We start from the raw sequence: 22,775 nt of genomic DNA on the forward strand, positions 1-22,775 counted from the left end.
CGTAGCTTTTTGCTTTGGCTGAGTCGCAAAATCACTAAGGTGAGGCAACAAACCGTGCGTAAATCATTGATGCGAATGACACTTCGCCAACTGCAAGTGTTTCGCTCAGTCTGCGAGCAACAGTCCTACAGCCGCGCTGCCGAGGAAATGTCACTGACCCAACCTGCGGTTAGTTTGCAAATTCGGCAGCTCGAAGAGCTAACCGGCCAGCCTCTGTTCGATTACGTCGCCAAAAAATTGCACCGCACAGAAGCTGCCGAAGCACTGCTGCGTGCCAGCGAAGATATTTTTGGCCGGCTGGAAAGCCTGGATATGCAACTGAGCAATTTGCAGGGATCGCTACAAGGTCAGCTAAGCCTGGCGGTTGAATCCAGCGCCAAATACTTTATTCCTCACTTGTTCGCCGCATTTCGCCACCAATACCCGGAAATCAACCTGCAACTCACCGTGGTTAATCACGCGCAGGCCGTCAAACGACTAAGCGCAAACCGCGATGACTTGTTGATTTTGTCGCAGGTGCCAACCGATATGGCGCTGGAGTTTTTACCCTTTCTGAACAACCCGATCATAGCGGTAGCGCCAGCCGATCACCCGCTGTGCACAGAGCAGGTGCTGGACTTACAGGCACTGACACCGTATCCACTGCTGACCCGTGAACTGGGTTCGGGTACTCGCAAAGCCTGCGAAGAGTATTGCCATCAAAAACGGGCACACTTCGCCAATACGTTGGAGTTTGGCTCTTTTGAAGGGCAAATCGAGGGTGTTATCGCAGGCTTGGGCATCGCGCTTCTGCCAAGGCATGCCGTGCGCCGCGAACTTGATTGCGGCGTGCTGAAAGAGCTGCCCGTCAGCGAGCTCCCCCTGCTACGCAGTTGGTGTGTGGTGCATCCGCGCGGCAAATACCTGTCACCCGTGGCGCAGGAATTCTTCGCCTTTGTGCGCAACCAACGCAGCCAAATTACCTTATTGGCTGAACGATTCAGCAGGCCGCAAGCAAAGCCAGAAGCAGTTGCCCCCGGCGTTGGCTCGAACGGTTAATGTGCTGGGTGCGCCACTGCACGACCTAGCTCGCGCGAAGCAGCGATATAGTTGGCAGCGATTAATTCAGGGTAGTCAGACAACTCCTGTTGCAGCAGACGCTGCTCGGAGTAGCTCTCGATAGCTCGGCGGTATTCCATGCGTCGCTGGTCAACCAATTTACGCCGAGCTTTGGCTTGGCTGCTGGCGTACGGCTGCGATTCATCAACATAGCGCGACATGTTCAGACTCCCAGACTGGATATCAGGAGTCTCAGAGTCGACTTAAAACATGACAGCTTGACTGCAAAACAGTGAAGCTGCGGTGAATCGCGATTAGCGTGCGGTCAGGCTTAATGCTCTTCGCTGGGTTTGACGCTCTTTGGTGACAACCGCAGGCTGCGAAGGCTGCGCTTGACGCTTTTTAGGTGATTAACCAGCGACGGGCCACGCGCCATGGCAACGCCCATCGCAAGCACGTCAATGACCACCAAGTGGGCAATGCGCGAAGTCAGCGGGGTATAGATTTCGGTGTCTTCGTGAACATCCACCGCCAAGTTGACGCTAGCCAGGTCAGCCAAAGGGGTCTGACTCGGGCACAGGGTAATCAGTGTGGCGCCGGTTTCACGTACCAGATTGGCGGTAACCAGCAAGTCCTTGGAGCGTCCAGACTGGGAAATACAGATCGCCACGTCATTGGGCTTGAGAGTGACCGCTGACATCGCCTGCATATGCGGGTCTGAATAGGCCGCAGCAGTCAGCAGCAAACGGAAAAACTTGTGCTGGGCATCCGCCGCTACCGCACCTGATGCACCAAAGCCGTAAAACTCCACACGCTGTGCATTAGCGCAGGCGGCAATCGCCAACTGCAACGCTTGCGGATCAAGCTTTTCACGCACTTCCATCAAGGTGTGCAGCGTGGTGTCGAAGATTTTCAGGCTGAAATCCGAGACCGAGTCATCTTCATGGATCGCAAACTGGCCAAAACTGGCGCCGGCGGCAAGACTTTGCGCCAGCTTCAGCTTGAGATCCTGAAATCCGGTACAGCCAATCGCCCGACAAAATCGCACGATGGTGGGCTCGCTGATTCCGACACTGTGCGCAAGCTCGGCCATGGAGCTGTGCATGACAACTGCCGGATCAAGTAGCACGTGATCAGCCACCTTAAGCTCGGATTTACGGAGCAAGTGGCGCGATTGGGTGATGTGCTGCAACAAATTCACAAGATTAGACTCGGTATTTAACAGGCATGTGAGTCGCCAAGAACCTAACCCGAGTTAATCTACAAAAATGGACAGGGTTGTGGCCTAACGACACGGTGAAGTAATCATTGCTGTAGTGACTTTGTAGTTATACTACATGAGTGCGTGCATCGCACTGTTTAACCGAGCTGGAGTTGCGATTTTGAGTATTGCGTGTGACATGTTGGTTTTTGGCGGCACCGGCGACCTGGCTCTGCATAAACTGCTTCCAGCGCTCTATTACCTGCATCGCGACGGTCGCCTGCATGCTGATATGCGGATCATTGCCTTGGCCCGCAGCAAGCACAGCAGCGCGGACTACAAAAGCCTCGCAGAGCGCCATTGCCGAGCAAAAATCGGCAAATCTGACTTTGACCCACAGTGCTGGCAAGGCTTTAGCGACCGCCTCGACTACTTCACGATGGACGCCTCGCAACGTACTGACTTTGCTCGCCTGGCGCAGTATCTGGGCAGCACCGAAAAGCGCGTGCGGGTTTACTACCTCGCAACCGCACCTGACCTGTTCGAAGCCATCGCTGCACACTTGAAAACCGCTGGGTTAGCCGATCCGTACTCGCGCATCGTGCTGGAGAAACCTATCGGCCACTCCTTGCAGTCGGCACAGGCAATCAATGCATCGCTGGGCAGCGTATTTGATGAGTCGCAGGTGTTTCGCATCGACCACTACCTCGGCAAAGAAACCGTGCAGAATCTGATGGCGCTGCGATTTGCCAACATGCTATTCGAACCCATTTGGCGGGCTGCGCACATCGACCACGTGCAAATCAGCGTCTGCGAAACTCTCGGCGTCGAGAACCGTGGCAACTATTACGAGCAAGCTGGCGCTGTGCGCGACATGGTTCAAAACCACTTGTTGCAACTACTCTGCCTGGTTGCGATGGAGCCGCCGGTGCGCTTTGACGCCGAGTCGGTGCGCAACGAGAAGGTTAAAGTGCTCGAAGCCCTAAGGCCAATAACCGACCAGGATGTGCGCGACAAAACCGTGCGCGGGCAATACACCGCAGGCCAGATCGCGGGTCAACCCGTGCCCGCCTACTACTTCGAGAAAAATGTCGATAACGACAGCGATACCGAAACCTTCGTCGCGATTCAGGCACAGGTCGAAAATTGGCGCTGGGCTGGGGTGCCATTTTATCTGCGCACCGGCAAACGTCTGGCAGAGAAGACCTCGGAAATTCTGATTCAATTCAAACCCGTGCCACACGCGCTGTTTGCCGAGGGCGATGCCAATCAATTGCTGATTCGCCTACAACCGGAAGAGCGCATCAGCCTGCATCTGATGGCGAAAAATCCGGGCAAGGGCATGAAGCTGGAGCCAGTTGCGCTTGATTTGAATCTGGCTACCGCATTCAAGCAACAACGTCGCTGGGATGCCTACGAACGCTTGCTGCTAGATGTGATTGACGGTGATTCGACATTGTTTATGCGCCGCGATGAGGTTGAGGCCGCGTGGCGCTGGGTGGACCCAATCATCAAAGGCTGGCAGCAACATTATCAGCGCCCGCGACCTTATCCAGCAGGCAGCAGCGGGCCAGAACAGCTGCAACATCTACTTGAGCGACACGGACGAAAGTGGATGCAATCGCCGGGCTCAACCTGAGCGAGCAGCGATAACCTGGAGCAATTTCGGCGGTAAATACCGGCTCAACCGATCATTACTTAACAGCAATAACTGTGGCAGCAACTGCATCAATGCGGCCGGGCTCAGGCTTGCGCAGATGGCTGCTTGACGCTGCATCGACAACATGCCGATTACCTGCGCCACAGCCTCCATACGCTGACGCTGCCCAGCCTCCTCGGCCAAGCGCGATAGATAACTGGTCGAACAGCCACGCAGACCCCGCCCGACAAGAGGCAGGTTCTTCATATGCTCAAGAATAGACACCACATTGGCCTCGCTATTAAGTGCGAAAAACAGCACTTTCAATTGCGCGGCAGAAAGAAAGTTTGTGAAGTCAGCAGCTGTCGAAAATGCATGAATGCTACAAAGCTCTTGGGTCAGATCAATATGAAATTCTTCTGGCAAGGCCATGTAATCGTCACGAATAACCTGCGGGTTCAGGTGCCTTACGACCTGCGCAATCAGAGGCATAGGCATACTCTGTGTAAGGCTCGAAAACGGCTCAACTGATGATTGGCAGATCAAGCTTGCAGCTTGCTTGGGTTTGATTCGATTGAGTATGGCTCTTTTGAATGGCATCGGAATTCTGCCTTTACACAGCACCAAGAAACGCACAGCTATATTGATCGGTGGAGACTTAGGCATGGCAATCTTCCTTAAAAGCCGACTACATGAATGAGCACTTGCGCAATTACGACTGAACGATACTGGCTTCAAGCACGTACATTGCGTCTCACCCAACGCTAATACCCAAGCAATTAACGCCACGTCCTCGTGCCATCTTTAACCAACCAAGTGATGGCTAACCCGGTATCAGCCTTGATGCTCTACTTTCGCTAGGGCACGCCTTAAAACATGCCGCAACAAGCATGCTTATCAACCAATAGCGCGAAGCGTAAGAAGATTCTGAAACCGCTGTTTGCCCTACGTGCCCCAGCCCCCTAGAATGCTGCGATGCATGATGATCTCTCGCTTCTCCTCAACTCTCTAAATGACGCTCAACGCCAAGCCGTAGCGGCTGGGCTTGGCCGTCAATTGGTCCTGGCCGGCGCTGGCTCCGGTAAAACGCGCGTATTGGTGCACCGTATCGCCTGGTTGATCCAGGTTGTGAACGCTTCACCCCACAGCATTTTGTCGGTGACCTTTACCAACAAAGCCGCAGCCGAAATGCGTGTGCGTATCGAGCAGATGCTCGGCGCCAGCCCGGCCGGCATGTGGGTTGGCACCTTCCACGGCCTGGCCCATCGGTTATTACGCGCACACTGGCAAGAAGCCGGCCTGACCGAAAACTTCCAAATTCTCGACTCGGATGACCAGCAACGCCTGGTAAAACGAGTTATTCGCGAACTAGGCCTAGATGAGCAGCGCTGGCCGCCCCGTCAGGCGCAGTGGTTTATTAACGGCCAGAAAGACGAAGGCCTGCGCCCGCAACACACCCAGCCGGGCGGCGACCTGTTCCTCGCGACCATGCTGAAAATCTACGAGGCCTATGAAGCCGCTTGCGCCCGTGCGGGCGTCATCGACTTCTCCGAGCTACTGCTGCGTGCACTGGATTTGTGGCGCGACAAACCGGGCCTACTGGAACATTACCAGCGCCGCTTCCGGCATATTTTGGTCGACGAATTTCAAGACACCAACGCCGTGCAATATGCTTGGCTGCGTATCCTTGCCAAAGGTGGCGACAGCTTTATGGTGGTGGGCGATGACGACCAGTCGATTTACGGCTGGCGCGGCGCCAAGATCGAGAACATCCAGCAATTTTCCAGTGATTTTGCTGACGCTGAAGTGATCCGCCTGGAGCAGAACTATCGCTCTACGGCTGGCATCCTCAAGGCCGCCAACGCGCTGATCGCCAATAACCAAGGGCGCTTGGGTAAAGAGTTGTGGACCGAAGACACGGATGGCGAACCCATCAGCCTGTATGCGGCCTTCAATGAACACGACGAAGCACGTTATGTGGTCGAGTCGATTGAGGATGCGCTGCGCAAAGACGGCCTCAAGCGTAGCGAAATCGCCATTTTGTATCGCTCCAATGCCCAGTCGCGAGTGCTTGAGGAAGCCTTGCTGCGCGAGAAAATCCCTTATCGCATTTATGGCGGCCAGCGCTTCTTCGAGCGCGCTGAAATCAAGAACGCGATGGCCTACATGCGCATGCTTGATGGCCGCGGCAACGATGCTGCGCTGGAGCGAATCATCAACGTACCGGCACGTGGTATCGGCGAAAAAACAGTCGAAACCATTCGCGAATTTGCCCGCAGCAACGATGTGGCGATGTGGGAAGCCATACAACTGATGGTTGCGGGCAAGCTGCTTCCCGGGCGCGCGTCTGGCGCACTGGCGGGATTCATCGAGCTGATTGAAAACCTCGCGGCCAAAGTGCTGGAAATGCCGCTGCACCTGATGGCCCAGACCGTCATCGAACAAAGCGGTTTGATCGCCTATCACCAGGCTGAAAAAGGCGAGAAAGCCCAGGCCCGCATCGAAAACCTTGAAGAGCTGGTAAGCGCCGCGCGCACCTTCGAAAACGACGAAGATGACGAGCAAACGCCGCTGCAAGCGTTCCTCGGCCACGCCTCGCTCGAAGCCGGCGATACACAAGCGGCCGAGCATGAAGACAGCATTCAACTGATGACCCTGCACAGTGCCAAGGGCCTTGAATTCCCGCAGGTGTTTTTAGTCGGCGTCGAAGAAGGTCTGTTCCCGCACAAGATGAGCCTCGAAGAGCCCGGCCGCCTTGAAGAAGAGCGCCGTCTGGCCTACGTCGGTATCACCCGGGCCATGCAGAAACTGGTGATCAGCTACGCCGAAACACGGCGCCTGTATGGCAGTGAAACCTATAACAAGGTTTCGCGCTTCGTCCGCGAAATCCCGCCAGCACTGATCCAGGAAGTGCGCCTGTCCAACAGCGTCAGCCGTCCTTACGGCAGTAGCAATCAAGGCACCAGCAGCAGCTCGATGTTCGCTGGCAGCGAGATTCCACAAACTGCATTCAGCCTCGGCCAACGCGTACGCCATGCATTGTTTGGCGAGGGCACCATCCTCAATTTTGAGGGTTCTGGCGCGCAGGCGCGGGTACAAGTGAATTTTGAAGATGAAGGCAGTAAGTGGCTGATGCTTAGCTACGCAAAATTAGACGCGTTATAACAATAACCGCACACAGGGGAAGATATTGATGAACCGCCGCAATTTGCTCGGCGCTGCCGTCGCCTTATTCGCTGCCATGGGCCTGGCTGGCTGCAAAGAAGAAACCAAGGCAACAACCGCAGAAACCAGCGCACCTGCACAAAGCTTCCACTGGAAGATGGTCACCGCCTGGCCGAAGAACTACCCCGGGCTGGGCACCGCAGCAGAGCGCCTGGCAGAACGTGTCTCGACCATGAGCAACGGCCGCCTGACCATCAAGGTTTATGCAGCGGGCGAGCTAGTTCCGGCACTTGAAGTGTTTGATGCAGTTTCACGCGGCACCGCTGAACTAGGCCACGGCGCAGCGTATTACTGGAAAGGTAAGGTACCCGCCGCACAGTTCTTCACTGCGGTGCCGTTTGGCCTGTCCGCCAGCGAAATGAATGCGTGGCTGAGCAAGGGCGACGGTCAAAAGCTTTGGGACGAAGCCTATGCACCCTTCGGTGTTAAACCGATGGTTGTGGGCAATACCGGCATGCAAATGGGCGGCTGGTACAACAAGGAAATTAACTCGCTGGACGACCTCAAAGGCCTGAAAATTCGCATGCCGGGCCTCGGCGGCGAAGTACTCAGCCGCTTGGGTGCAACCACAGTCAATCTACCGGGCGGCGAAGTGTTCACCGCGCTGGAAACCGGCGCAATTGATGCAACCGACTGGGTCAGCCCATATAACGATTTGGCCTTTGGCCTGAACAAATCGGCCAAGTACTACTACTTCCCGGGCTGGCAAGAGCCGCAAGCAGTACTGGAATTGCTGGCGAATCAGAAAGCTCTCGACAGCTTGCCGCAAGACCTGCGCGCCATCCTCACCGAAGCCACGCTGGCGGCTAATCAGGACATGATGGACGACTACGTTTATCACAACGCCACAGCGCTGGCTGAACTGAAGAAACAAGGCACACAACTCAAGCGCTTCCCCGATGAAGTTCTCGCTGCAATGAAGCAGCAATCCAGTGCGGTACTGGATGAACTGGCTGGGCAAAGCGAGCTGAACACGCGTATCTGGGACTCGATGAAGGCCTTCCAGGAGCAGGTCACGCCAATGCACGAAGTCTCTGAAAAAGAGCTGTACGACTGGCGGTAACACCCGTCATCCAAGGCGATGCTCTCTTCACCCAGTGTGTGGAGAGCATCGCCTTTCAGGTGTCACCTTGACCCTGCAATGACAACGTCTCGCAGAAAAAAGCCGAAACATTCTCTCGCTAGTCATCCTGACAGAGCTCACGCAGTATCGTCTGCATAGCTTCATCACTTGTTTACCACCAAGAGACACACCCTCATGCAACGTTTCATCAGCCTCGCCATGGTGCTTTGCATGGCCATGACTTTCAGCCTGCACGCCGACGCCAAACGTTTTGGTGGTGGCAAATCATTCGGTTCGGCGCCAAGCCACCAAACCCGCCAGGCGGCGCCACAATCGCAGCCTAATGCCGGTGCAGCCGCTGCGGCTCGCCCTGCTGCTGCAGCAAGCGGTGCTTCGCGCTGGCTTGGCCCATTAGCCGGTTTGGCCGCGGGCGGTTTGTTGGCCTCGATGTTTATGGGCGATGGTTTCCAGGGCATGCAGATCTTTGATTTTCTGATCATCGGCCTGATCGCCTTTATGATCTTTCGCTTTCTCGCCGCACGTAGTCAGGCTGCACAGCCACATACGGCTAATGGTGCGCCGATGCAGCGCGAGATACCCCAGTCTAACTCGCCTGCAGCTTCAATCTTCGGCAACAAGGCCGCAGCCAGTAAGCCGGTGATCAATGCGCCTGCATGGTTCAATGAACAAAGCTTTATCGCCGCTGGCCGCGAGCATTTCATGAGCTTGCAACAGCATTGGGACGCCAACGAGATGGCGCAGATCAGCGAATTTGTGACCCCTCAATTACTTGAGTTCCTCAAGCGTGAACGTGCGGATCTGGGTGATGGCTTCCAGGCCACCTACATTGATGAGCTTGATGTACAGCTTGATGGTGTTGACGACCAGAGCGACAAAACCATCGCGACCCTGACCTTCAGCGGTATCGCCAAAACCTCACGCTTCGATCAAGGTGAAGCCTTTAGCGAAAGCTGGCGTCTTGAGCGTGCCACTGGCGAAAACCAGCCGTGGATTGTTGCAGGCATTCGTCAGAACGCATAAGCCAAACCCGTAAGCCAAACTAGGGGGTTGTAACCGATTTAAAATGGCGCAAAGCAGCCAGTTTGAATCAGTTACAACGCACCCACCCGCCTCGACCCAAGTGATCAACTGGATCAAGCTGCCACCGAGCCGATCCCGATTTTAGCGCAGCGACCTAGAAGACAACAAATCGGCACATATTCCGCTCGGCTAAATTGCATGCATAATTAGGCTGTTTGCCTGCGCTTGGCTGCTGTATAAAGCGCCCATTGCCGATGCGTTCCTAGCTCGGCAATCCTACCGCTAGCCATCAACCGTCCAGGAGCCCGCCCGTGGAAGAAGTTATTGATCAACTACGCGAACTGAACGAACCGGTTCCAGTGCCGCTTGAGCTGCCTGAAGAAGAATTGCTAGTCGAAATTCAGGAGCAAATCCTGATTCACTTGCCTTTTGAGTTGCGTGAGTTCCTGCTCAAAGTCAGCGATGTGGTGTATGGCCGTCTTGAGCCTGTGACTGCAACTGACCCGCAATCACATACCTATCTGCCCGAAGTTGCCTCGGTGGCCTGGTCACTCGGCGTGCCTCGTGAACTGGTACCGATCTGTGAAGATCGCGGCAATTACTACTGTGTTGAAGAAGATGGCACCGTAGTTCTCTGGGAACACGACACCGAAGAGCTCAGTGAAGAGAACTGGGAATCGGTCTGGCACTGGGTTCGCGATGTCTGGCTGGAAAGCTGATTGAGCTGAATCCGTGAGTGCAGGCGCGATCCCGCGTCTGCCGTGATTGACAGCAAGGCATTTTCACACCGATCATGTGCGAAATAATGAACAAGATGTTCTAAATAGCGCTCGCCGCCTGATCAACCACGTACAGACTGAACACCCGATCAGACTTAAGCGTCTCAACTCATAGGCCTGCTGAACCAGCGCTGAGCATGCAGCTAGCGTACTGTCAGCGCACACCTATGCTTAACGGAAGCCTCACCCACACACGCAACCACTGGAGTTAGCCTTATGAGCACACCTGTCGTCCTTATCACTGGCGCCGCCGGCGGACTCGGTCGGGCCATCGCCAAACGCTTTTCACAAAGCCGCTGGCGTGTGACAGCCACTGATGTCGACAAAAGTGGTTTGCACTCACTGAATACCTTGGTGCCATTGGATTACAGTGCGACTGCTGATCTGCGTAGCGCCAGGAATTGTCATGAACTGATCGCAGCAGTGCTGGCCAGCACGGGTCGTATCGATGCGGTTATCAACGCTGCAGGCGTCTGGCGCGAAGGGTCGGTTGAAAAGTTCAGTGAAGAAGACTTCGATCTGGTGATGGGGGTTAATCTCAAGGCGGCCTTCTATCTCGGCCAGGCCGCAACGCCACATTTGAAAGAAAGCCGTGGCTGCATCGTCAATATTGCCAGCGATGCAGGTCGCCAGGCCTACCGTGGTTCAGCCGCCTACTGTGCGAGCAAAGCTGGGCTGGTGATGCTAAGCAAGACCATGGCTCTTGAGCTCGCAGAGTTTGGTGTGCGGGTTAACGTGGTGTCGCCTGGCGATATCGCCACACCAATGCTCGACTACCAAGCAGAACGCTACGGCAACGGCAACCCAAAGGCTTACAAGCGCGAATTGCTTAGCCAGTACCCACAGGGCCGTGAAGCGCGCTTCCTGCGCCCGGAAGAAGTCGCTGAGATGGTCTGGTTTCTCTGCCAACCTGAAGCCGAAGCCATAACTGGCGCCGACATGGCCATTGACTTCGGTATCTCTGCCGGTAAGTAATATCAGCCCAATAACCGCGTGTGCCGACCTACACGCGGTTCCCCGCTTAACACCTGTCGCAGTATTGCTGAGCGAGGCAAATACTGACTGACTATTGATTCAAACCTGCAATGTGTTTGAATCCTCCCTCCTTCAAGATACGGACGCTCAGCTAATGGTTCCCGGAAACGCGCAATTGACGATGACCGTGCTGATGACCCCAGATATGGCCAACTTTTCTGGGAAAGTCCACGGAGGCACGCTGCTTAAGTACCTGGATGAAGTGGCCTACGCCTGTGCTAGCCGCTACGCTGGCAGCTATGTAGTGACGCTTTCTGTCGATCAAGTGACCTTTCGCCAACCCATTCACGTCGGTGAACTGGTGACCTTTCTCGCCTCAGTCAACTTCACCGGCACCACCTCAATGGAAGTCGGCATCAAGGTCGTGACCGAGAACATTCGCGAACGCTCAGTGCGCCATACCAACAGCTGCTTTTTCACCATGGTTGCCGTCGATGACCAAGGACGCTCGATGAAAGTGCCACCGCGCCAACCAGAAACCCGCGAAGAACAGCGCCGCTTTACCAAAGGCCAACAACGCCGGGCAATCCGTCAGGAAATGGAGCACCGCTACCAACAACTCAAAGAGCAAGGCTAGCCAAAGCCGCTCAATAGCAGACAATACCGGGCCCGACTGGCAAGATGCAGCATTGTCTGCCCTGCACGGCTCAACTGGAGCTTCACCATGCTGACCCTCGGCAATATCTTCGTGCTAATGCTGCTCGCCACTGCTGGCGGCTGGCTTTGGCATGCCCATGGGTTGCGTGAGCGCACGCTGGTATTAGTCAAACAATACTGCGAGAGAGTCGACATCGAACTGCTGGATGAAAACGTCGCGTTTCGCAAAATCACTCTGCTCAAAGATGGCAAAGGGCGCAAACGTATCGCCCGCGTTTATGGCTTCGAATTCACTGTGACTGGCGAACAACGCCATGCGGGTCAGGTCATCATGTTCGGGCCCAACCTTGGCAGCATTGAGCTGGCGCCGCACCCATTTCGCGAGCCTCAAAGCGAAGATCCGCACGTGGTGCGCCAACCTCCGCAGGTGATCGAACTGGATCAATGGCGCCGTGAGCACCGCCCACCTCCGCAATAACTCTCGGTTTGCGTAATTGCATCGCACTTGACCGCCCAGTTGCATTGCCGCTGACAAGCGTATGCATTCAGCTTGACCAGTACGCGGCAACGTCTCGACCGGCAGAAAGCGACCAAGAGCGGTCATCTAGTGACTACGGCCCCAAGGGCGACTCACACTTCGCCACGGCATTTAACGTTTGGTTAAGGGGCCGGTTTTAGCCGGTCCCGAGTGAGCGAAGCGAACGACTTGAACCAATTGTTATGCTACGGCTCGTTGGTGTTGGTGACTGAGCGCTCAATTAAAACCTGCTCCATGGCTCTTTTTATATCAACATCTGATGGGGATTTGAGCGTGAAGTAGAAGCTTATTGCCCCAACTACGAAGCTAATAATCGTTATTATGTAGGCTCTGTTTGTTTGCTTCTTTGCTTTCTCTTGCTCTGACTTGAGTTCTGTGTATCTGTTTAGTGTTGATGTTATTGGTAGAAGAATATGTTTGTCTGAGTCATCTTGGGATGATTCAATAATTTTAAGCAGCCTAGAGAGGGATGGCTTTACTTCGTCAGGCAGTTCGTCAAAGGGTTCTTCTTTCTCGATTTCAACTACCAATTTCTTTAATGCTGAAAAGGTGGTGGGCTCATCAATCTCGGCATAGAGTCTATAAATTACATCGCGACTGCTTTTGGGGGATAGGTCGAAACCGCGCCCAATTAATGTAATGTCTTTTGCGGAAAGTGGCACTGATGATGAAAGCTTTTGCTTTATGTTTCCTTTCATGCTCTCCATATTCTTTCTTTTCTGGATTGTCATCCAGAAAACGAAAACTATAGCGCCAGCCATTACTGAAATGTAAAAGACCGCCATGAATAAGTTGAGTACTTCCTTTGTCACATTGCACTCCTAAGATGCATAACGCCGCGCTCTGCGGCAAATTTGGAGCGCAGCGGAAAATTTGTCCGACAGCAGCACCTTGTTAGCACTTTAGCTTACGCCGTCCAAGCATGACGAACTGCTGATGAAGTTTATAGCACTCGGTGCTTTTCTCATTAAGTTCTTTAATTCGTAAATCGACATGTTCAGGCCAATTCCAGGCTTCCAGGTAGGCATCGGGAACAGCGGACAGCATAGGGCCTGCGTGAATATACCCAGAACTTTGGGCTAGCTTATATATAAACTCATGCATTTTTTGGTATAGGTCTTTGCGAGCAGCCTCAAGCTCCTGATCCAAAAACTCTGTTTCTGCGGTATTCCATGTGTCTACGAAGCGATCAATTTCGTCGGTATTGTTGTCATAATAGGAGTTACCGAAGTCATGCTCTTTTAGAAGAGCCACCGATCTTGAGTTAGAAGGAAACTCTGCTAGAAATCTTTCAAACAACGCACGATCTACAGCCTCTAGCTCCTTTGCTTCGGTTGCTGCGATGTCACCGGTTTTATAAATAAAGTACCTGTTTGCGACGTTATGGATTAATGCTAATGCGATGAGAGAAAAGCCCAGCGTATAGTCAGCTGTACTTGATTCTAGCTCTGCAAACGTGAATTTCGCCCCAGAATTCAAGTTAAAGGTTGCAACTAGCCAGTTATAAAATATCTGTTTAAAAGCAGTTGGGGTCAAAATAATTGTTCCTCCAACTGTAACAACAAACCACGTGAGCTTGTTGGTAAAGTCTGGGAACAAATATTTTTTACCAAGAGCGATTGCTAGTTCTTTTAGCTCTTTCTTTGATATCACTCAGTACTCCTTGAGAGTGCTAACGTTTGGCTAAGGGGCCGGCTTTAGCCGGTCCCGAGTGAGCAAAGCGAACGACTTGAACCACTAGTTAGGGGGTTGCCACGCTGTGTGGTTATGCCGGTTGCTGCAGTGCTTCTACGGCGAGCTCAATTTTTGGGAGAAAATTTCTATAGATGATGCTCATGGCCGTTTCTGCATGCTCACCGGCAATGTAAATGTATCCTGGCCGCTCGAAAGATTCATGATGCCCTGATGATAATAAATTGAGTCGTATAGGAAGCTCGCTGATTAAGGCGTAAGCCTCTGTGACTGCGGAGATTTCGGTTAGTGATAAAAGGCCAATTTTTGGAATTAGGCTTTGATAAGTTGACTGGGAATAGCGCTCTGGAAAGAATGCCCCTTGATCTTCGTTACTGTCGCCGCTTGGTGTGGTTATACCAACAAAAGCTCTTCTTGCCAGTTCTAACTCTGCGTGAAGTGCTGTCCTGAGTGTCTTTTCTTCGTGAGCAATGTTGCGCTCGTGCTGCTTTCTAGATAAGCGTGCATTCATATAAAGAGTGAATATTACGCCTGAAAATCCGAGAAAGCCCATGATGAGCGTTTGAAAGTCTTGCGCTAATTGGTATAGGCAGTTTGGCATGGTAATTCCTGTAACGCCCTAACAGTTTAGTGGACCGACGGCTTTATGATTGCATATTAGTGACTTCTTCATAACAATACCTCGCCCGGTCGATTCAATACGTAAATTCTCTCTATAAAACAATTGGTTATCTTCTTACTGTTGCATGCGACCTGTATTCGCTTGACCTCCTCTTCTTGTGCAACCAATAACACTGTTCGGGTATACAGTATTGGTGCAATATGGATACCACACCAGCCAAGCCACGCCTGCGAGAACAGTTTCGTAACGTTATTAGGGTGAATCACTACAGCATTCGCACCGAGAAGACCTACTGGTACTGGATACGCTATTTCCTGCGCTACCACCGGATGCGTCACCCTCTGGAGATGGGGCCAGCGGAAGTTAGCGAGTTTCTTACCTGGCTGGCCCTCAGTTTTCACCCGTTTCATCTTGGAGCTGGGAGCAAGGAGCTGTTGAATAGTACCTTGCTTGCAAACGGCTTCAAGTCATCCGTAAACGTCCGCTATTGGCCGTTCTCTGCCGGAGGCGACTTTGCCGCCTATTGGTCAAGTCAGAAGCAAGCAGTGGTCACCACCAATGCAATTGACTGATCAGACGCGTGCAATTGCCCACTCAGCGTGCCCAGCAAGATTTAAGCCGCCAAACACGCGTTACTTTTTGCCGCTCAATAAACAAAGGTGCAGGCTCTGACTGAGCGCGTCCACGTCCTGCGCCTGCTTGAAGATCAACTCAATACGCGAGTCTTTGCGCCATTCGGTCTGTTGCCAGTGCAGAGGCTGATTGGTTAGCGCATTGGCAGATAGCCAACCGGCGTCGCTGCACACGATCAATTTAGCGCGCTGCCAAGGCAGCGCCAACAACCAGCGCTGTAGGCGCGACAATTCAAACTGCTGGCTCGGATGCCAGCGCCAACCAAGACTCCAGCCTTCTGGCTGGTCGTGAATCTGGCAAATCGGTTGATCGTACTTACGCCATATTTCAACCGGCGGCGCTACGCCTACCGGCAATTCGGCAGCACTGGCAGCAGTCGAAGGCTGTGCGGTTAAGCCCGGTAATTGCTGCAACTGAAGCTGTGCGTGTTCAGTCCAGATTAGCGGCCGATCAGGCAACCGAAGCTGTACCCGGACCTTATCCGCTTGAGTCAAAGACTCGGACTTATTCAGCAGTATAAGCCCAGCGCTGCTCAAGGCCGCCTGCTGGCTCTCAGGCAGCGCAGCATCTTGCGCCAAGGCTTGGGCATCAAGCACCAGTATCGGCGCCTGTACGGCCAATACGTCCTGCCAAGGCGCGAGGCGTAACTGCTCAAGTAATTGCTGCGGATGACCAAGGCCAGAAGGCTCAATAAACACTCGGTGTGGCTTGGCCTTGCGTAACAAGCGAGCCAGCCCAACCTGAAACGGCACACCGTTAACGCAACACAAACAGCCTCCGGCAACCTCGCCGATTTCAACGCCATCCTGGTCCGTGCTTAGCAGTGCTGCATCCAGGCCTATCTGGCCAAACTCGTTGATTAACACAGCCCAGCGTTCTTGAGCTGGTCTTTGCTCAAGCAGCTGGCGGATCAGGCTGGTCTTGCCTGCGCCCAACGGGCCAGCAATCAGATGAGTCGGAATGTTTTTAAGCATAATTTCGTTGAGTTCAAACTCTGCCTGAGTGCCTATGGATCAGGTTAGCGGCATCATCACGCAGACGCATAAAAAGCAGCGTGATAAAGTCGCCAGCATATAGTTCTGGAGGTATCCAATGCGTTGCCTAGCAGCCGTTTTGTTGTGCGTAATATCGAGTGTGGCCTGGGGTGAAGCCTGTGTAGTGCATAGCCAGGCGCAAAGACTGGACGTCAAAGTTTGCCAGCAAAACCGGACGATCCCAACCAACTTGTTTCGCAAGGGCTTCTGCAAGCCAGAGCTAAAGGGCCAGAAAGTCGCTGTCGACTTTGTCGAGCAATGCCCCGCTGGCGCTTACGGCGTATGCCGCAACGCAACCGTTGGTGGAATGCCGTACCAGCAAGATATTCACTACTACGGCGTGGCCACAGATAGCGCATTTCTTAAACCGTTTTGCGAGAAACAAAGCAAAGGCGTATGGATGGCACGCTAAGGCGTTGCGCTGTAATCAGTTTGTCATCTAGTTACGGCTTAATAGCTTCAGGTACCCAAACTCCTCGTGTCAGATCACGCACTGACACTTTTCAGGTGCTTAAGGCTGCTCATAAAGCAGCCTATTTTTTTGCCTGTTGATAAGCGTTCCCGCACTTAAGCGACGTCTTCAAACCATGGGCCGAATGGGTCCGGTAATTGGCGCCACGCCTCGCTGCCAAGCGCCATTTCTGCATCGGTCAGCAAACAGGCATCAAGTTCAGCATTGAGCTTTTTCAGGTCAATGTTTTGCCCGATAAATACCAGTTCCTGACGACAATCACCGCAGGTTTCATCCCAGCTTTTGAGGATTGCCTGGGTAGACTCGTTGTCGCTCGGCCACTGCTCCTTCGGTACGAAACGCCACCAGCGTCCAGCAAAACCGTGGCGCAGTAGACCACCCGCTTGCGACCAACTGCCTGCTTCCTGAAACTTGCTGGCTAGCCAAAAATAACCCTTTGAACGCAACAACCGGCCGTTAGTCCACTCGCCACTGACAAACTCGAAAAAACGCTGCGGATTAAACGGGCGCCGCGCTCGATAAACCGTCGACGCGATACCGTACTCCTCAGTTTCCGGGTTGTGCTGGCCGCGCAGCTCTTTCAGCCAACCAGGCGCCTGCGCCGCACGCTCAAAGTCGAAGCGTTCGGTATTCAAAATCTTGTGCAGCGATATTTCACCCATGCTCATCGGTAAAATCTCAGCCTGAGTATTCAGCCCGCGCAAAATTGCCGTCAGCTCTTCGCGTTCAGCTTGGCTGATCAGGTCAGTCTTGCTGATCAGAATTACATCCGCGAATTCAACCTGCTCTACCAGCAAGTCGGTAATGGCTCGCTCATCATCCTCACCCAGCGACTCGCCGCGGCTGGCAAGACTTTCAGCTTGATGAAAATCGCGCAGGAAATTCACCCCATCAACCACTGTGACCAAGGTATCCAGACGTGCCAGATCCGCGAGGCTTTGACCTTGCTCATCACGGAAGGTGAAGGTTTCCGCAATCGGTAAAGGCTCTGAAATACCGGTTGACTCAATCAGCAGATAATCAAAACGACCATCACGAGCCAGTCGCGCAACCTCCTCCAGCAGATCTTCACGCAGCGTGCAGCAGATGCAACCGTTGCTCATCTCGACCAGTTTTTCATCGGCTCGGTTGAGACTGACATCGCGCTGAACTTCACCACCATCGATATTGATCTCGCTCATGTCATTGACGATCACTGCGACGCGAAGGTTTTCGCGGTTTTTCAGCACGTAATTAAGCAAAGTGCTTTTGCCTGCACCTAAAAATCCAGATAACACCGTCACGGGTAAACGGTTTTGCATGTTACGACTCCTCATTATTCAGGCTCTTCTTGAATGCCATAAAGACGTTATAACATAACATATACTATAAATTCGCACTGAATAACCGATGAGTAGTTTGCGGTGGTATTACCTAATCAACCCAGCGCTGGCAGATCAGCCTAAACCCATGCAAGGCCCTGTTTGATAGGGGGGTTCCACGTGGAACCATCGCACGCGCGGCCTAATGCAATCCAGTCACAGCGGCACCTGCTGACTGGCCAGGCATTTTTTAGTATTTAGCTGTTGCCACAGCTGACGTCGTGGCAAGTTAATTACAGATTGAACAGGTGCATGCTCTAGAATGTCTAGATGCCAAGCACCAGCACACCTAAACTTAAGGTTACTTGGTGCTTAAGCCACCCGAAGCAAGAAGGACAATGCCGAGGTTTGCATGCAAATTGAATTATTGGAAATACGTGACCACCTAAGCCGCTTCCCTCCGTTTGAAGGGTTGCCCGATGAAAGCCTTGACGAACTGGCGCAGAATACCGAAGTCGGTTATTACAAAGCGGGCACCGATATATTCGAATTTGGCTCAGAAATCAAAGACTTACACTATGTAAGAAGTGGTGCAGTCGAGGTTTATCGACGCAATGGAGAGCTGTATAACCGCCTGACCGAAGGTGATATTTTTGGCCAGTTTGGCTTACTGCGTAATCACAAGGTGCGCTTTCCCGCTCGGGCCATTGAAGACAGTCTGGTTTACTTTATTTCCGGCCAAGTCTTCGAGAAACTGTGTGAAAACAACGATAGCTTTGCCGACTTTGTCGAAGCTGAAGGTCAATCGCGCTTAAAAGCGGCGGTGAACTCACAGGGCAAAACCCATGACGTGATGAAACTCAAAGTCCGCAAGCTGGTCGATCGCCCCGCCGTCACCGTTGATATCAGCGCCACAGTACGCGAAGCCGCACAAGTGATGGACGCGCATAACGTCTCCTCGGTTTTGATCGTTGATCCGGATGTTGAGTGGCCAAACTCACGCATGACCTCAACGGCTAATCAGTCGTTACACGTCATGGTTGGAATAATCACCGACCGCGACTTCCGCACCCGGGTTGTCGCTCAAGGACTGTCAGCCGATACCCCGATTGCCGAGGTTATGACCAAGAACCCAATTACCTTGCAGTCTGATGACTCGGTGTTTGAAGCGATCTTGTGCATGCTGCGCAACAATATTCATCACCTGCCCCTCGTGCATCGACGTCGCCCGGTTGGCGTGGTCACACTGGCTGACATCATCAAATACGAGTCGCAGAGTAGCTTGTATCTGGTCAACAACGTCTTTAACAAACAGTCGGTTGATGAGCTCGAAAAGCTCCTGCCTGATATACGCGCTACGTTTATCCGCATGGCCAACGAAGATGCCAGCGCACACATGATCGGCAGTGCAATGTCAGGTATTGGGCGCAGCATTAGCCAGCGCTTGCTTGAGTTGGCTGAACAGCAACTAGGCCCTGCTCCCGTGCCATACAGCTTCATGGCGCTAGGGTCGATGGCACGTGATGAACAGTTGATTGTCACCGATCAGGATAACGCCTTGGTCCTCGATGACAGCTTCGATGCCAAGTTGCACGATGAGTACTTCCTCAAACTGGCGACCTTTGTCAGCGATGGGCTGGCGGCGTGCGGTTACACCTATTGCAAAGGTGGCATCATGGCCACCAACAGCAAGTGGCGCCAACCTCTGCGAGTCTGGAAAGACTACTTCAACGATTGGATCGACAATCCCAACCCTGAGAAGCTGCTAAACAGCAGCATCTTCTTTGACCTGGACAGCATTTACGGTGAGGCCGAGCTGGTTGAAACCTTGAAAGACTTGCTGGCTGAACGTGCCAGCGACAGTCCACGATTCCTGGCTGCCTTGGCACGCAACGCTTTAAACCGTACCCCGCCATTAGGTTTTTTCCGCCAGTTTGTGATGGAAACCGACGGCCAGCAGAAGAACATCATTAACCTCAAGGGCCGCGGTACTGCGCCATTGACCGATCTGATTCGCGTGCATGCTCTGGCCTGTGGTTCAAAAGCCCAGAACTCGTTTGACCGTTTGGATGCCATCGCCGCCACTAAACTAATGACCCCAGAAGCCAACAGTCACCTGCGCTATGCGCTGGAGTTTTTGTCCTTGGTGCGCATCCGCCACCAAGCCTTGGGCCTGACCGAAGATAAAAAGGCTGACAACTATATTGAGCCTGATAAGTTCTCTTCAACCGAGCGGCACAATTTGAAAGAGGCTTTTCAGGTGCTCAGCCAAGCGCAAAACTTCATGCGTTTTCGTTACCCCTACAATGCACCGCAAAAACCTAAAACCTCTGGGTCTGGTGGTAAGTCGCGATGAGTGTGTTTGTACCGCGTGAACCCAAGCTAAAAACGCCTGCACCGCAATGGCAAGAGCAATATCAGATACTGGCTGATAATGCTTGCGATCCGCGGCTAGCGCGTTTTTATCAAGCCGGTGCAGTGCATTCTGATACCCCGCTTGATGAGGTGCCATTACTCGCGCTGGATGTTGAAACCACAGGCCTTGATGCGCAGAACCACTGCATTGTCAGCCTGGGTTTGATGCCATTCGACCTCAACCGGATTCAGTGCAAAAAAGCACAATACTGGGTGGTGAAGCCCCAGTCGGAACTCAGCAGCCAGTCGATTACCTTTCACCACATCACTCATTCCGACATCCGTTATGCGCCACGCGTTGAGCAGGTTCTGGGCGAGTTGCTGGAGGCCATGGCTGGCTGCGTGATGGTCGTCCACTACCGCAATATTGAACGATCATTCCTCGATCACGCGCTGCAACAAGCGGTTGGCGAAGGCTTGCACTTTCCAGTAATTGACACCATGGAGCTGGAAGCAAGAATGCACGGCAGCCAACGTAAGCCAAGCTGGTGGGATCGTTTGCGCGGCCGTCAGCCAACCTCTATTCGCCTCGCAGACAGCCGCCTACGCTACAACCTGCCCCACTATCAGGCGCACCACGCACTTACCGATGCATTGGCCACCGCAGAGCTATTGCAAGCTCAGATAGCCACACATTACTCGCCGAAAACACCCGTTGGTGATTTGTGGTGTTAAGCCTCACTGTGCCTGCATTGTTAAGCCCACAGATTAAAATCCAGCCATTAAAAAAGGCGCCACCGTTACCAGGGCGCCTTTGCTTGAAGCCTGAATCGCTTTAGCGCGGTTCGGACATCAAGCCTTTCACAATCGCAATACAACCCACCAACAACACAACGGTAAACGGCAGTCCCGTCGACACCGCCATGGCTTGTAGCGCCCCCAGGCCTCCGCCGAGCAGCAAGGCAATTGCCACTACGCCCTCAGTGATTACCCAGAAGACTCGCTGCGGAACCGGTGCATTGACCTTACCGCCAGCAGTGATGGTGTCGATCACCAACGAACCGGAGTCCGATGAGGTGACAAAGAACACAATGACCAGAACGATACCGATGAACGAGGTGATTTCAGCCAACGGTAAATGAGCCAGCATTGCAAACAGCTTCAACTCAAGCGCGGCATCTTTAACCCCGGAAAAGCCTTCAGTTACAACCTGACCGATTGCAGTACCGCCAAATGCAGTCATCCACAGCACCGAAACCAGTGACGGTACCAGCAGTACTGAAATAAGGAACTCACGCACGGTACGACCACGGCTTACACGGGCGATAAACATGCCCACGAATGGCGACCAGCTAATCCACCACGCCCAGTAGAACGCAGTCCAACCCTGAGTGAAATTAGCATCCTCACGACCGAACGGGTTCGACAACTCCGGCAGGTAAGTCGCATACGCCGCCAAGTTGGTGAAGAAGCCGGTGAAGATAGCTAGCGTAGGTCCGACCACGATGATGAAGGTAAGCAACAGCAGCGCCAGGCCCATGTTGATCTCGGAAAGAACCTTCACGCCCTTATCCAGACCCGCCAACACTGACAGCAAGGCGATACCGGTAATACCGACGATCAGCAGTACTTTGCTGGTGTCAGTAAGCGGCATACCAAACAAGTCGTTAAGCCCCGCCAGTGCTTGCTCGGCACCAATGCCCAGCGATGTTGCCAGACCAAACAAAGTGGCAAATACCGCGAGGATATCAATCAGGTGACCTGGCCACCCCCATACGCGCTCACCCAGCAGTGGGTAGAAAATCGAGCGGATGCTCAGTGGCAAGCCCTTGTTGAACGAGAACAACGCCAGTGCCAGTGCCACAATCGCGTAGATCGCCCATGGGTGCAGGCCCCAGTGGAAGATCGTTGCCGCCATACCCAACTTTGCAGCCGCCTCAGCATCACCTACTGCACCACCCAAAGGGGCCCAGTCCGTGCGCACACCGTCAGCCCCAGCCGTAACTCCAGCAAACGCAGTATCGAAGTGGCTCATAGGCTCGGCCACACCATAAAACATCAAGCCGATACCCATGCCTGCAGCAAACAGCATGGAGAACCAACCGATATAGGTGTAATCCGGTTTGGCATCCATACCACCCAGGCGAACTTTACCCAGAGGCGAAACAATCAACACCAGACAGAGCACTACGAAGATGTTGGCGGCACTGAGGAAGAACCAAGCAAGGTTGTGTGTCAGCCAGTCGCGCAGAGCGGTGAACAGGGGAGCAACTTGCTCTTGCAGGGCCAAAGTGAGAACCACGAACAGCACGACTGCGAGGGCAGAAATACTGAAAACTTTGCCGTGGATATCCAGAGAGAAAAAATACTTGCCGGTAATATTATCTTGACCAATCACGTAATCAGTATCGATTAGATTGGACTCACCAGATGGAGCAGGAATGCTATCTAAGCGCTCTTCCTGCGGGGTCGTGTCATGCGAAGGGGTTTTCCCCATATTGTAATACTCC

General features: G+C 53.3%; 22 protein-coding genes. 13 read left to right on the top strand and 9 right to left on the bottom strand.

Annotation, left to right across the window (positions count from 1 at the left end; all coding sequences use genetic code 11):
* Positions 1–54 precede the first annotated feature (54 nt).
* Positions 55–1,038 carry a LysR family transcriptional regulator gene (locus B9K09_RS22185; protein ID WP_087519243.1) on the top strand — a complete coding sequence of 328 codons (984 nt, stop codon included), beginning with the start codon at positions 55–57 and terminating at the stop codon, positions 1,036–1,038.
* Here B9K09_RS22185 and B9K09_RS22190 read toward each other — a convergent pair.
* Positions 1,035–1,259 carry a PA3496 family putative envelope integrity protein gene (locus B9K09_RS22190; protein WP_087518846.1) on the bottom strand — a complete coding sequence of 75 codons (225 nt, stop codon included), beginning with the start codon at positions 1,257–1,259 and terminating at the stop codon, positions 1,035–1,037. The genes B9K09_RS22185 and B9K09_RS22190 overlap by 4 nt on opposite strands.
* Before the next feature lie 110 nt (positions 1,260–1,369).
* The gene (hexR, locus tag B9K09_RS22195; protein ID WP_087518847.1) at positions 1,370–2,239 is read right to left on the bottom strand and encodes a transcriptional regulator HexR; all 870 of its coding nucleotides are present in this window, start codon (positions 2,237–2,239) and stop codon (positions 1,370–1,372) included.
* 199 nt (positions 2,240–2,438) lie between these two features.
* On the opposite strand from hexR, the gene zwf reads away from it, so the two are divergent.
* A complete protein-coding gene (zwf, locus tag B9K09_RS22200; RefSeq protein ID WP_218192011.1) occupies positions 2,439–3,878 on the top strand; it encodes a glucose-6-phosphate dehydrogenase in 1,440 nt (479 codons plus the stop codon).
* Here the strand turns inward: zwf and B9K09_RS22205 are convergent.
* Positions 3,870–4,544 carry a hypothetical protein gene (locus B9K09_RS22205; protein ID WP_087518849.1) on the bottom strand — a complete coding sequence of 225 codons (675 nt, stop codon included), beginning with the start codon at positions 4,542–4,544 and terminating at the stop codon, positions 3,870–3,872. The two genes, zwf and B9K09_RS22205, sit on opposite strands and share 9 nt — an antisense overlap.
* A gap of 309 nt (positions 4,545–4,853) precedes the next feature.
* Here B9K09_RS22205 and uvrD point away from each other — a divergent pair, with 309 nt between their 5' ends.
* The 7 genes from uvrD (at position 4,854) to B9K09_RS22240 (ending at position 12,096) form a co-directional block, all read left to right on the top strand.
* On the top strand, positions 4,854–7,043 hold the full coding sequence (gene uvrD, locus B9K09_RS22210; protein WP_087518850.1) for a DNA helicase II: 2,190 nt from the start codon (positions 4,854–4,856) through the stop codon (positions 7,041–7,043).
* 28 nt (positions 7,044–7,071) lie between these two features.
* Positions 7,072–8,166 (top strand): TRAP transporter substrate-binding protein, encoded by a 1,095-nt coding sequence (locus B9K09_RS22215; protein ID WP_087518851.1) that lies wholly within the window; start codon positions 7,072–7,074, stop codon positions 8,164–8,166.
* 195 nt (positions 8,167–8,361) lie between these two features.
* Complete coding sequence (locus B9K09_RS22220) at positions 8,362–9,207, top strand: Tim44 domain-containing protein (RefSeq protein ID WP_087518852.1); 846 nt, start codon at positions 8,362–8,364, stop codon at positions 9,205–9,207.
* Positions 9,208–9,518: 311 nt separating this feature from the next.
* Positions 9,519–9,926: an SMI1/KNR4 family protein gene (locus B9K09_RS22225; protein WP_087518853.1), complete on the top strand. Its 408-nt coding sequence runs from the start codon at positions 9,519–9,521 to the stop codon at positions 9,924–9,926.
* Positions 9,927–10,202: 276 nt separating this feature from the next.
* Positions 10,203–10,961, top strand: coding sequence for an SDR family NAD(P)-dependent oxidoreductase (locus B9K09_RS22230; protein WP_087518854.1), 759 nt, complete (start codon positions 10,203–10,205; stop codon positions 10,959–10,961).
* 154 nt (positions 10,962–11,115) lie between these two features.
* Positions 11,116–11,598 carry an acyl-CoA thioesterase gene (locus B9K09_RS22235; RefSeq protein ID WP_087518855.1) on the top strand — a complete coding sequence of 161 codons (483 nt, stop codon included), beginning with the start codon at positions 11,116–11,118 and terminating at the stop codon, positions 11,596–11,598.
* Between the two features lie 87 nt (positions 11,599–11,685).
* Entirely contained in the window at positions 11,686–12,096 is a 411-nt protein-coding gene (locus B9K09_RS22240) for a DUF3301 domain-containing protein (protein WP_087518856.1), read from the top strand.
* 245 nt (positions 12,097–12,341) lie between these two features.
* Here the strand turns inward: B9K09_RS22240 and B9K09_RS22245 are convergent, their stop codons facing one another.
* The 3 genes from B9K09_RS22245 to B9K09_RS22255 form a co-directional block, all read right to left on the bottom strand.
* Complete coding sequence (locus B9K09_RS22245; RefSeq protein WP_087518857.1) at positions 12,342–12,968, bottom strand: hypothetical protein; 627 nt, start codon at positions 12,966–12,968, stop codon at positions 12,342–12,344.
* A gap of 82 nt (positions 12,969–13,050) precedes the next feature.
* Positions 13,051–13,809, bottom strand: coding sequence for a hypothetical protein (locus tag B9K09_RS22250; protein ID WP_087518858.1), 759 nt, complete (start codon positions 13,807–13,809; stop codon positions 13,051–13,053).
* A 112-nt stretch (positions 13,810–13,921) separates the two neighbouring features.
* Positions 13,922–14,449 carry a hypothetical protein gene (locus B9K09_RS22255; RefSeq protein ID WP_087518859.1) on the bottom strand — a complete coding sequence of 176 codons (528 nt, stop codon included), beginning with the start codon at positions 14,447–14,449 and terminating at the stop codon, positions 13,922–13,924.
* Positions 14,450–14,670: 221 nt separating this feature from the next.
* On the opposite strand from B9K09_RS22255, the gene B9K09_RS22260 reads away from it, so the two are divergent.
* On the top strand, positions 14,671–15,042 hold the full coding sequence (locus B9K09_RS22260) for a site-specific integrase (RefSeq protein ID WP_087518860.1): 372 nt from the start codon (positions 14,671–14,673) through the stop codon (positions 15,040–15,042).
* A gap of 60 nt (positions 15,043–15,102) precedes the next feature.
* Here the strand turns inward: B9K09_RS22260 and B9K09_RS22265 are convergent, their stop codons facing one another.
* On the bottom strand, positions 15,103–16,077 hold the full coding sequence (locus B9K09_RS22265; RefSeq protein ID WP_087518861.1) for a GTP-binding protein: 975 nt from the start codon (positions 16,075–16,077) through the stop codon (positions 15,103–15,105).
* Between the two features lie 118 nt (positions 16,078–16,195).
* On the opposite strand from B9K09_RS22265, the gene B9K09_RS22270 reads away from it, so the two are divergent.
* Positions 16,196–16,549: an NADH:ubiquinone oxidoreductase gene (locus tag B9K09_RS22270; RefSeq protein ID WP_087518862.1), complete on the top strand. Its 354-nt coding sequence runs from the start codon at positions 16,196–16,198 to the stop codon at positions 16,547–16,549.
* A 155-nt stretch (positions 16,550–16,704) separates the two neighbouring features.
* Here the strand turns inward: B9K09_RS22270 and zigA are convergent, their stop codons facing one another.
* Entirely contained in the window at positions 16,705–17,910 is a 1,206-nt protein-coding gene (gene zigA, locus B9K09_RS22275) for a zinc metallochaperone GTPase ZigA (RefSeq protein ID WP_087518863.1), read from the bottom strand.
* A gap of 412 nt (positions 17,911–18,322) precedes the next feature.
* On the opposite strand from zigA, the gene B9K09_RS22280 reads away from it, so the two are divergent.
* Both B9K09_RS22280 and B9K09_RS22285 read left to right on the top strand, forming a co-directional pair.
* Complete coding sequence (locus B9K09_RS22280; protein ID WP_087518864.1) at positions 18,323–20,266, top strand: DUF294 nucleotidyltransferase-like domain-containing protein; 1,944 nt, start codon at positions 18,323–18,325, stop codon at positions 20,264–20,266.
* Positions 20,263–21,000, top strand: coding sequence for a 3'-5' exonuclease (locus B9K09_RS22285; protein ID WP_087518865.1), 738 nt, complete (start codon positions 20,263–20,265; stop codon positions 20,998–21,000). The genes B9K09_RS22280 and B9K09_RS22285 overlap by 4 nt, the downstream gene beginning before the upstream one ends.
* A gap of 100 nt (positions 21,001–21,100) precedes the next feature.
* Here B9K09_RS22285 and B9K09_RS22290 read toward each other — a convergent pair whose 3' ends face one another.
* Positions 21,101–22,762, bottom strand: coding sequence for a BCCT family transporter (locus tag B9K09_RS22290; RefSeq protein ID WP_087518866.1), 1,662 nt, complete (start codon positions 22,760–22,762; stop codon positions 21,101–21,103).
* Positions 22,763–22,775: the final 13 nt, after the last annotated feature.

This window comes from Pseudomonas sp. M30-35 (genome assembly GCF_002163625.1).
Lineage (GTDB): Bacteria > Pseudomonadota > Gammaproteobacteria > Pseudomonadales > Pseudomonadaceae > Aquipseudomonas.

Excerpts from the sequence above, each read along its gene's own strand:
- B9K09_RS22190 (WP_087518846.1), bottom strand. The coding sequence starts at position 1,259 with ATGTCGCGCTATGTTGATGAATCGCAGCCGTACGCCAGCAGCCAAGCC.
- zwf (WP_218192011.1), top strand. The coding sequence starts at position 2,439 with ATGTTGGTTTTTGGCGGCACCGGCGACCTGGCTCTGCATAAACTGCTT.
- B9K09_RS22205 (WP_087518849.1), bottom strand. The coding sequence starts at position 4,544 with ATGCCTAAGTCTCCACCGATCAATATAGCTGTGCGTTTCTTGGTGCTG.
- uvrD (WP_087518850.1), top strand. The coding sequence starts at position 4,854 with ATGCATGATGATCTCTCGCTTCTCCTCAACTCTCTAAATGACGCTCAA.
- B9K09_RS22215 (WP_087518851.1), top strand. The coding sequence starts at position 7,072 with ATGAACCGCCGCAATTTGCTCGGCGCTGCCGTCGCCTTATTCGCTGCC.
- B9K09_RS22220 (WP_087518852.1), top strand. The coding sequence starts at position 8,362 with ATGCAACGTTTCATCAGCCTCGCCATGGTGCTTTGCATGGCCATGACT.
- B9K09_RS22230 (WP_087518854.1), top strand. The coding sequence starts at position 10,203 with ATGAGCACACCTGTCGTCCTTATCACTGGCGCCGCCGGCGGACTCGGT.
- B9K09_RS22235 (WP_087518855.1), top strand. The coding sequence starts at position 11,116 with ATGGTTCCCGGAAACGCGCAATTGACGATGACCGTGCTGATGACCCCA.
- B9K09_RS22240 (WP_087518856.1), top strand. The coding sequence starts at position 11,686 with ATGCTGACCCTCGGCAATATCTTCGTGCTAATGCTGCTCGCCACTGCT.
- B9K09_RS22255 (WP_087518859.1), bottom strand. The coding sequence starts at position 14,449 with ATGCCAAACTGCCTATACCAATTAGCGCAAGACTTTCAAACGCTCATC.
- B9K09_RS22260 (WP_087518860.1), top strand. The coding sequence starts at position 14,671 with ATGGATACCACACCAGCCAAGCCACGCCTGCGAGAACAGTTTCGTAAC.
- B9K09_RS22265 (WP_087518861.1), bottom strand. The coding sequence starts at position 16,077 with ATGCTTAAAAACATTCCGACTCATCTGATTGCTGGCCCGTTGGGCGCA.
- B9K09_RS22270 (WP_087518862.1), top strand. The coding sequence starts at position 16,196 with ATGCGTTGCCTAGCAGCCGTTTTGTTGTGCGTAATATCGAGTGTGGCC.
- zigA (WP_087518863.1), bottom strand. The coding sequence starts at position 17,910 with ATGCAAAACCGTTTACCCGTGACGGTGTTATCTGGATTTTTAGGTGCA.
- B9K09_RS22280 (WP_087518864.1), top strand. The coding sequence starts at position 18,323 with ATGCAAATTGAATTATTGGAAATACGTGACCACCTAAGCCGCTTCCCT.
- B9K09_RS22285 (WP_087518865.1), top strand. The coding sequence starts at position 20,263 with ATGAGTGTGTTTGTACCGCGTGAACCCAAGCTAAAAACGCCTGCACCG.
- B9K09_RS22290 (WP_087518866.1), bottom strand. The coding sequence starts at position 22,762 with ATGGGGAAAACCCCTTCGCATGACACGACCCCGCAGGAAGAGCGCTTA.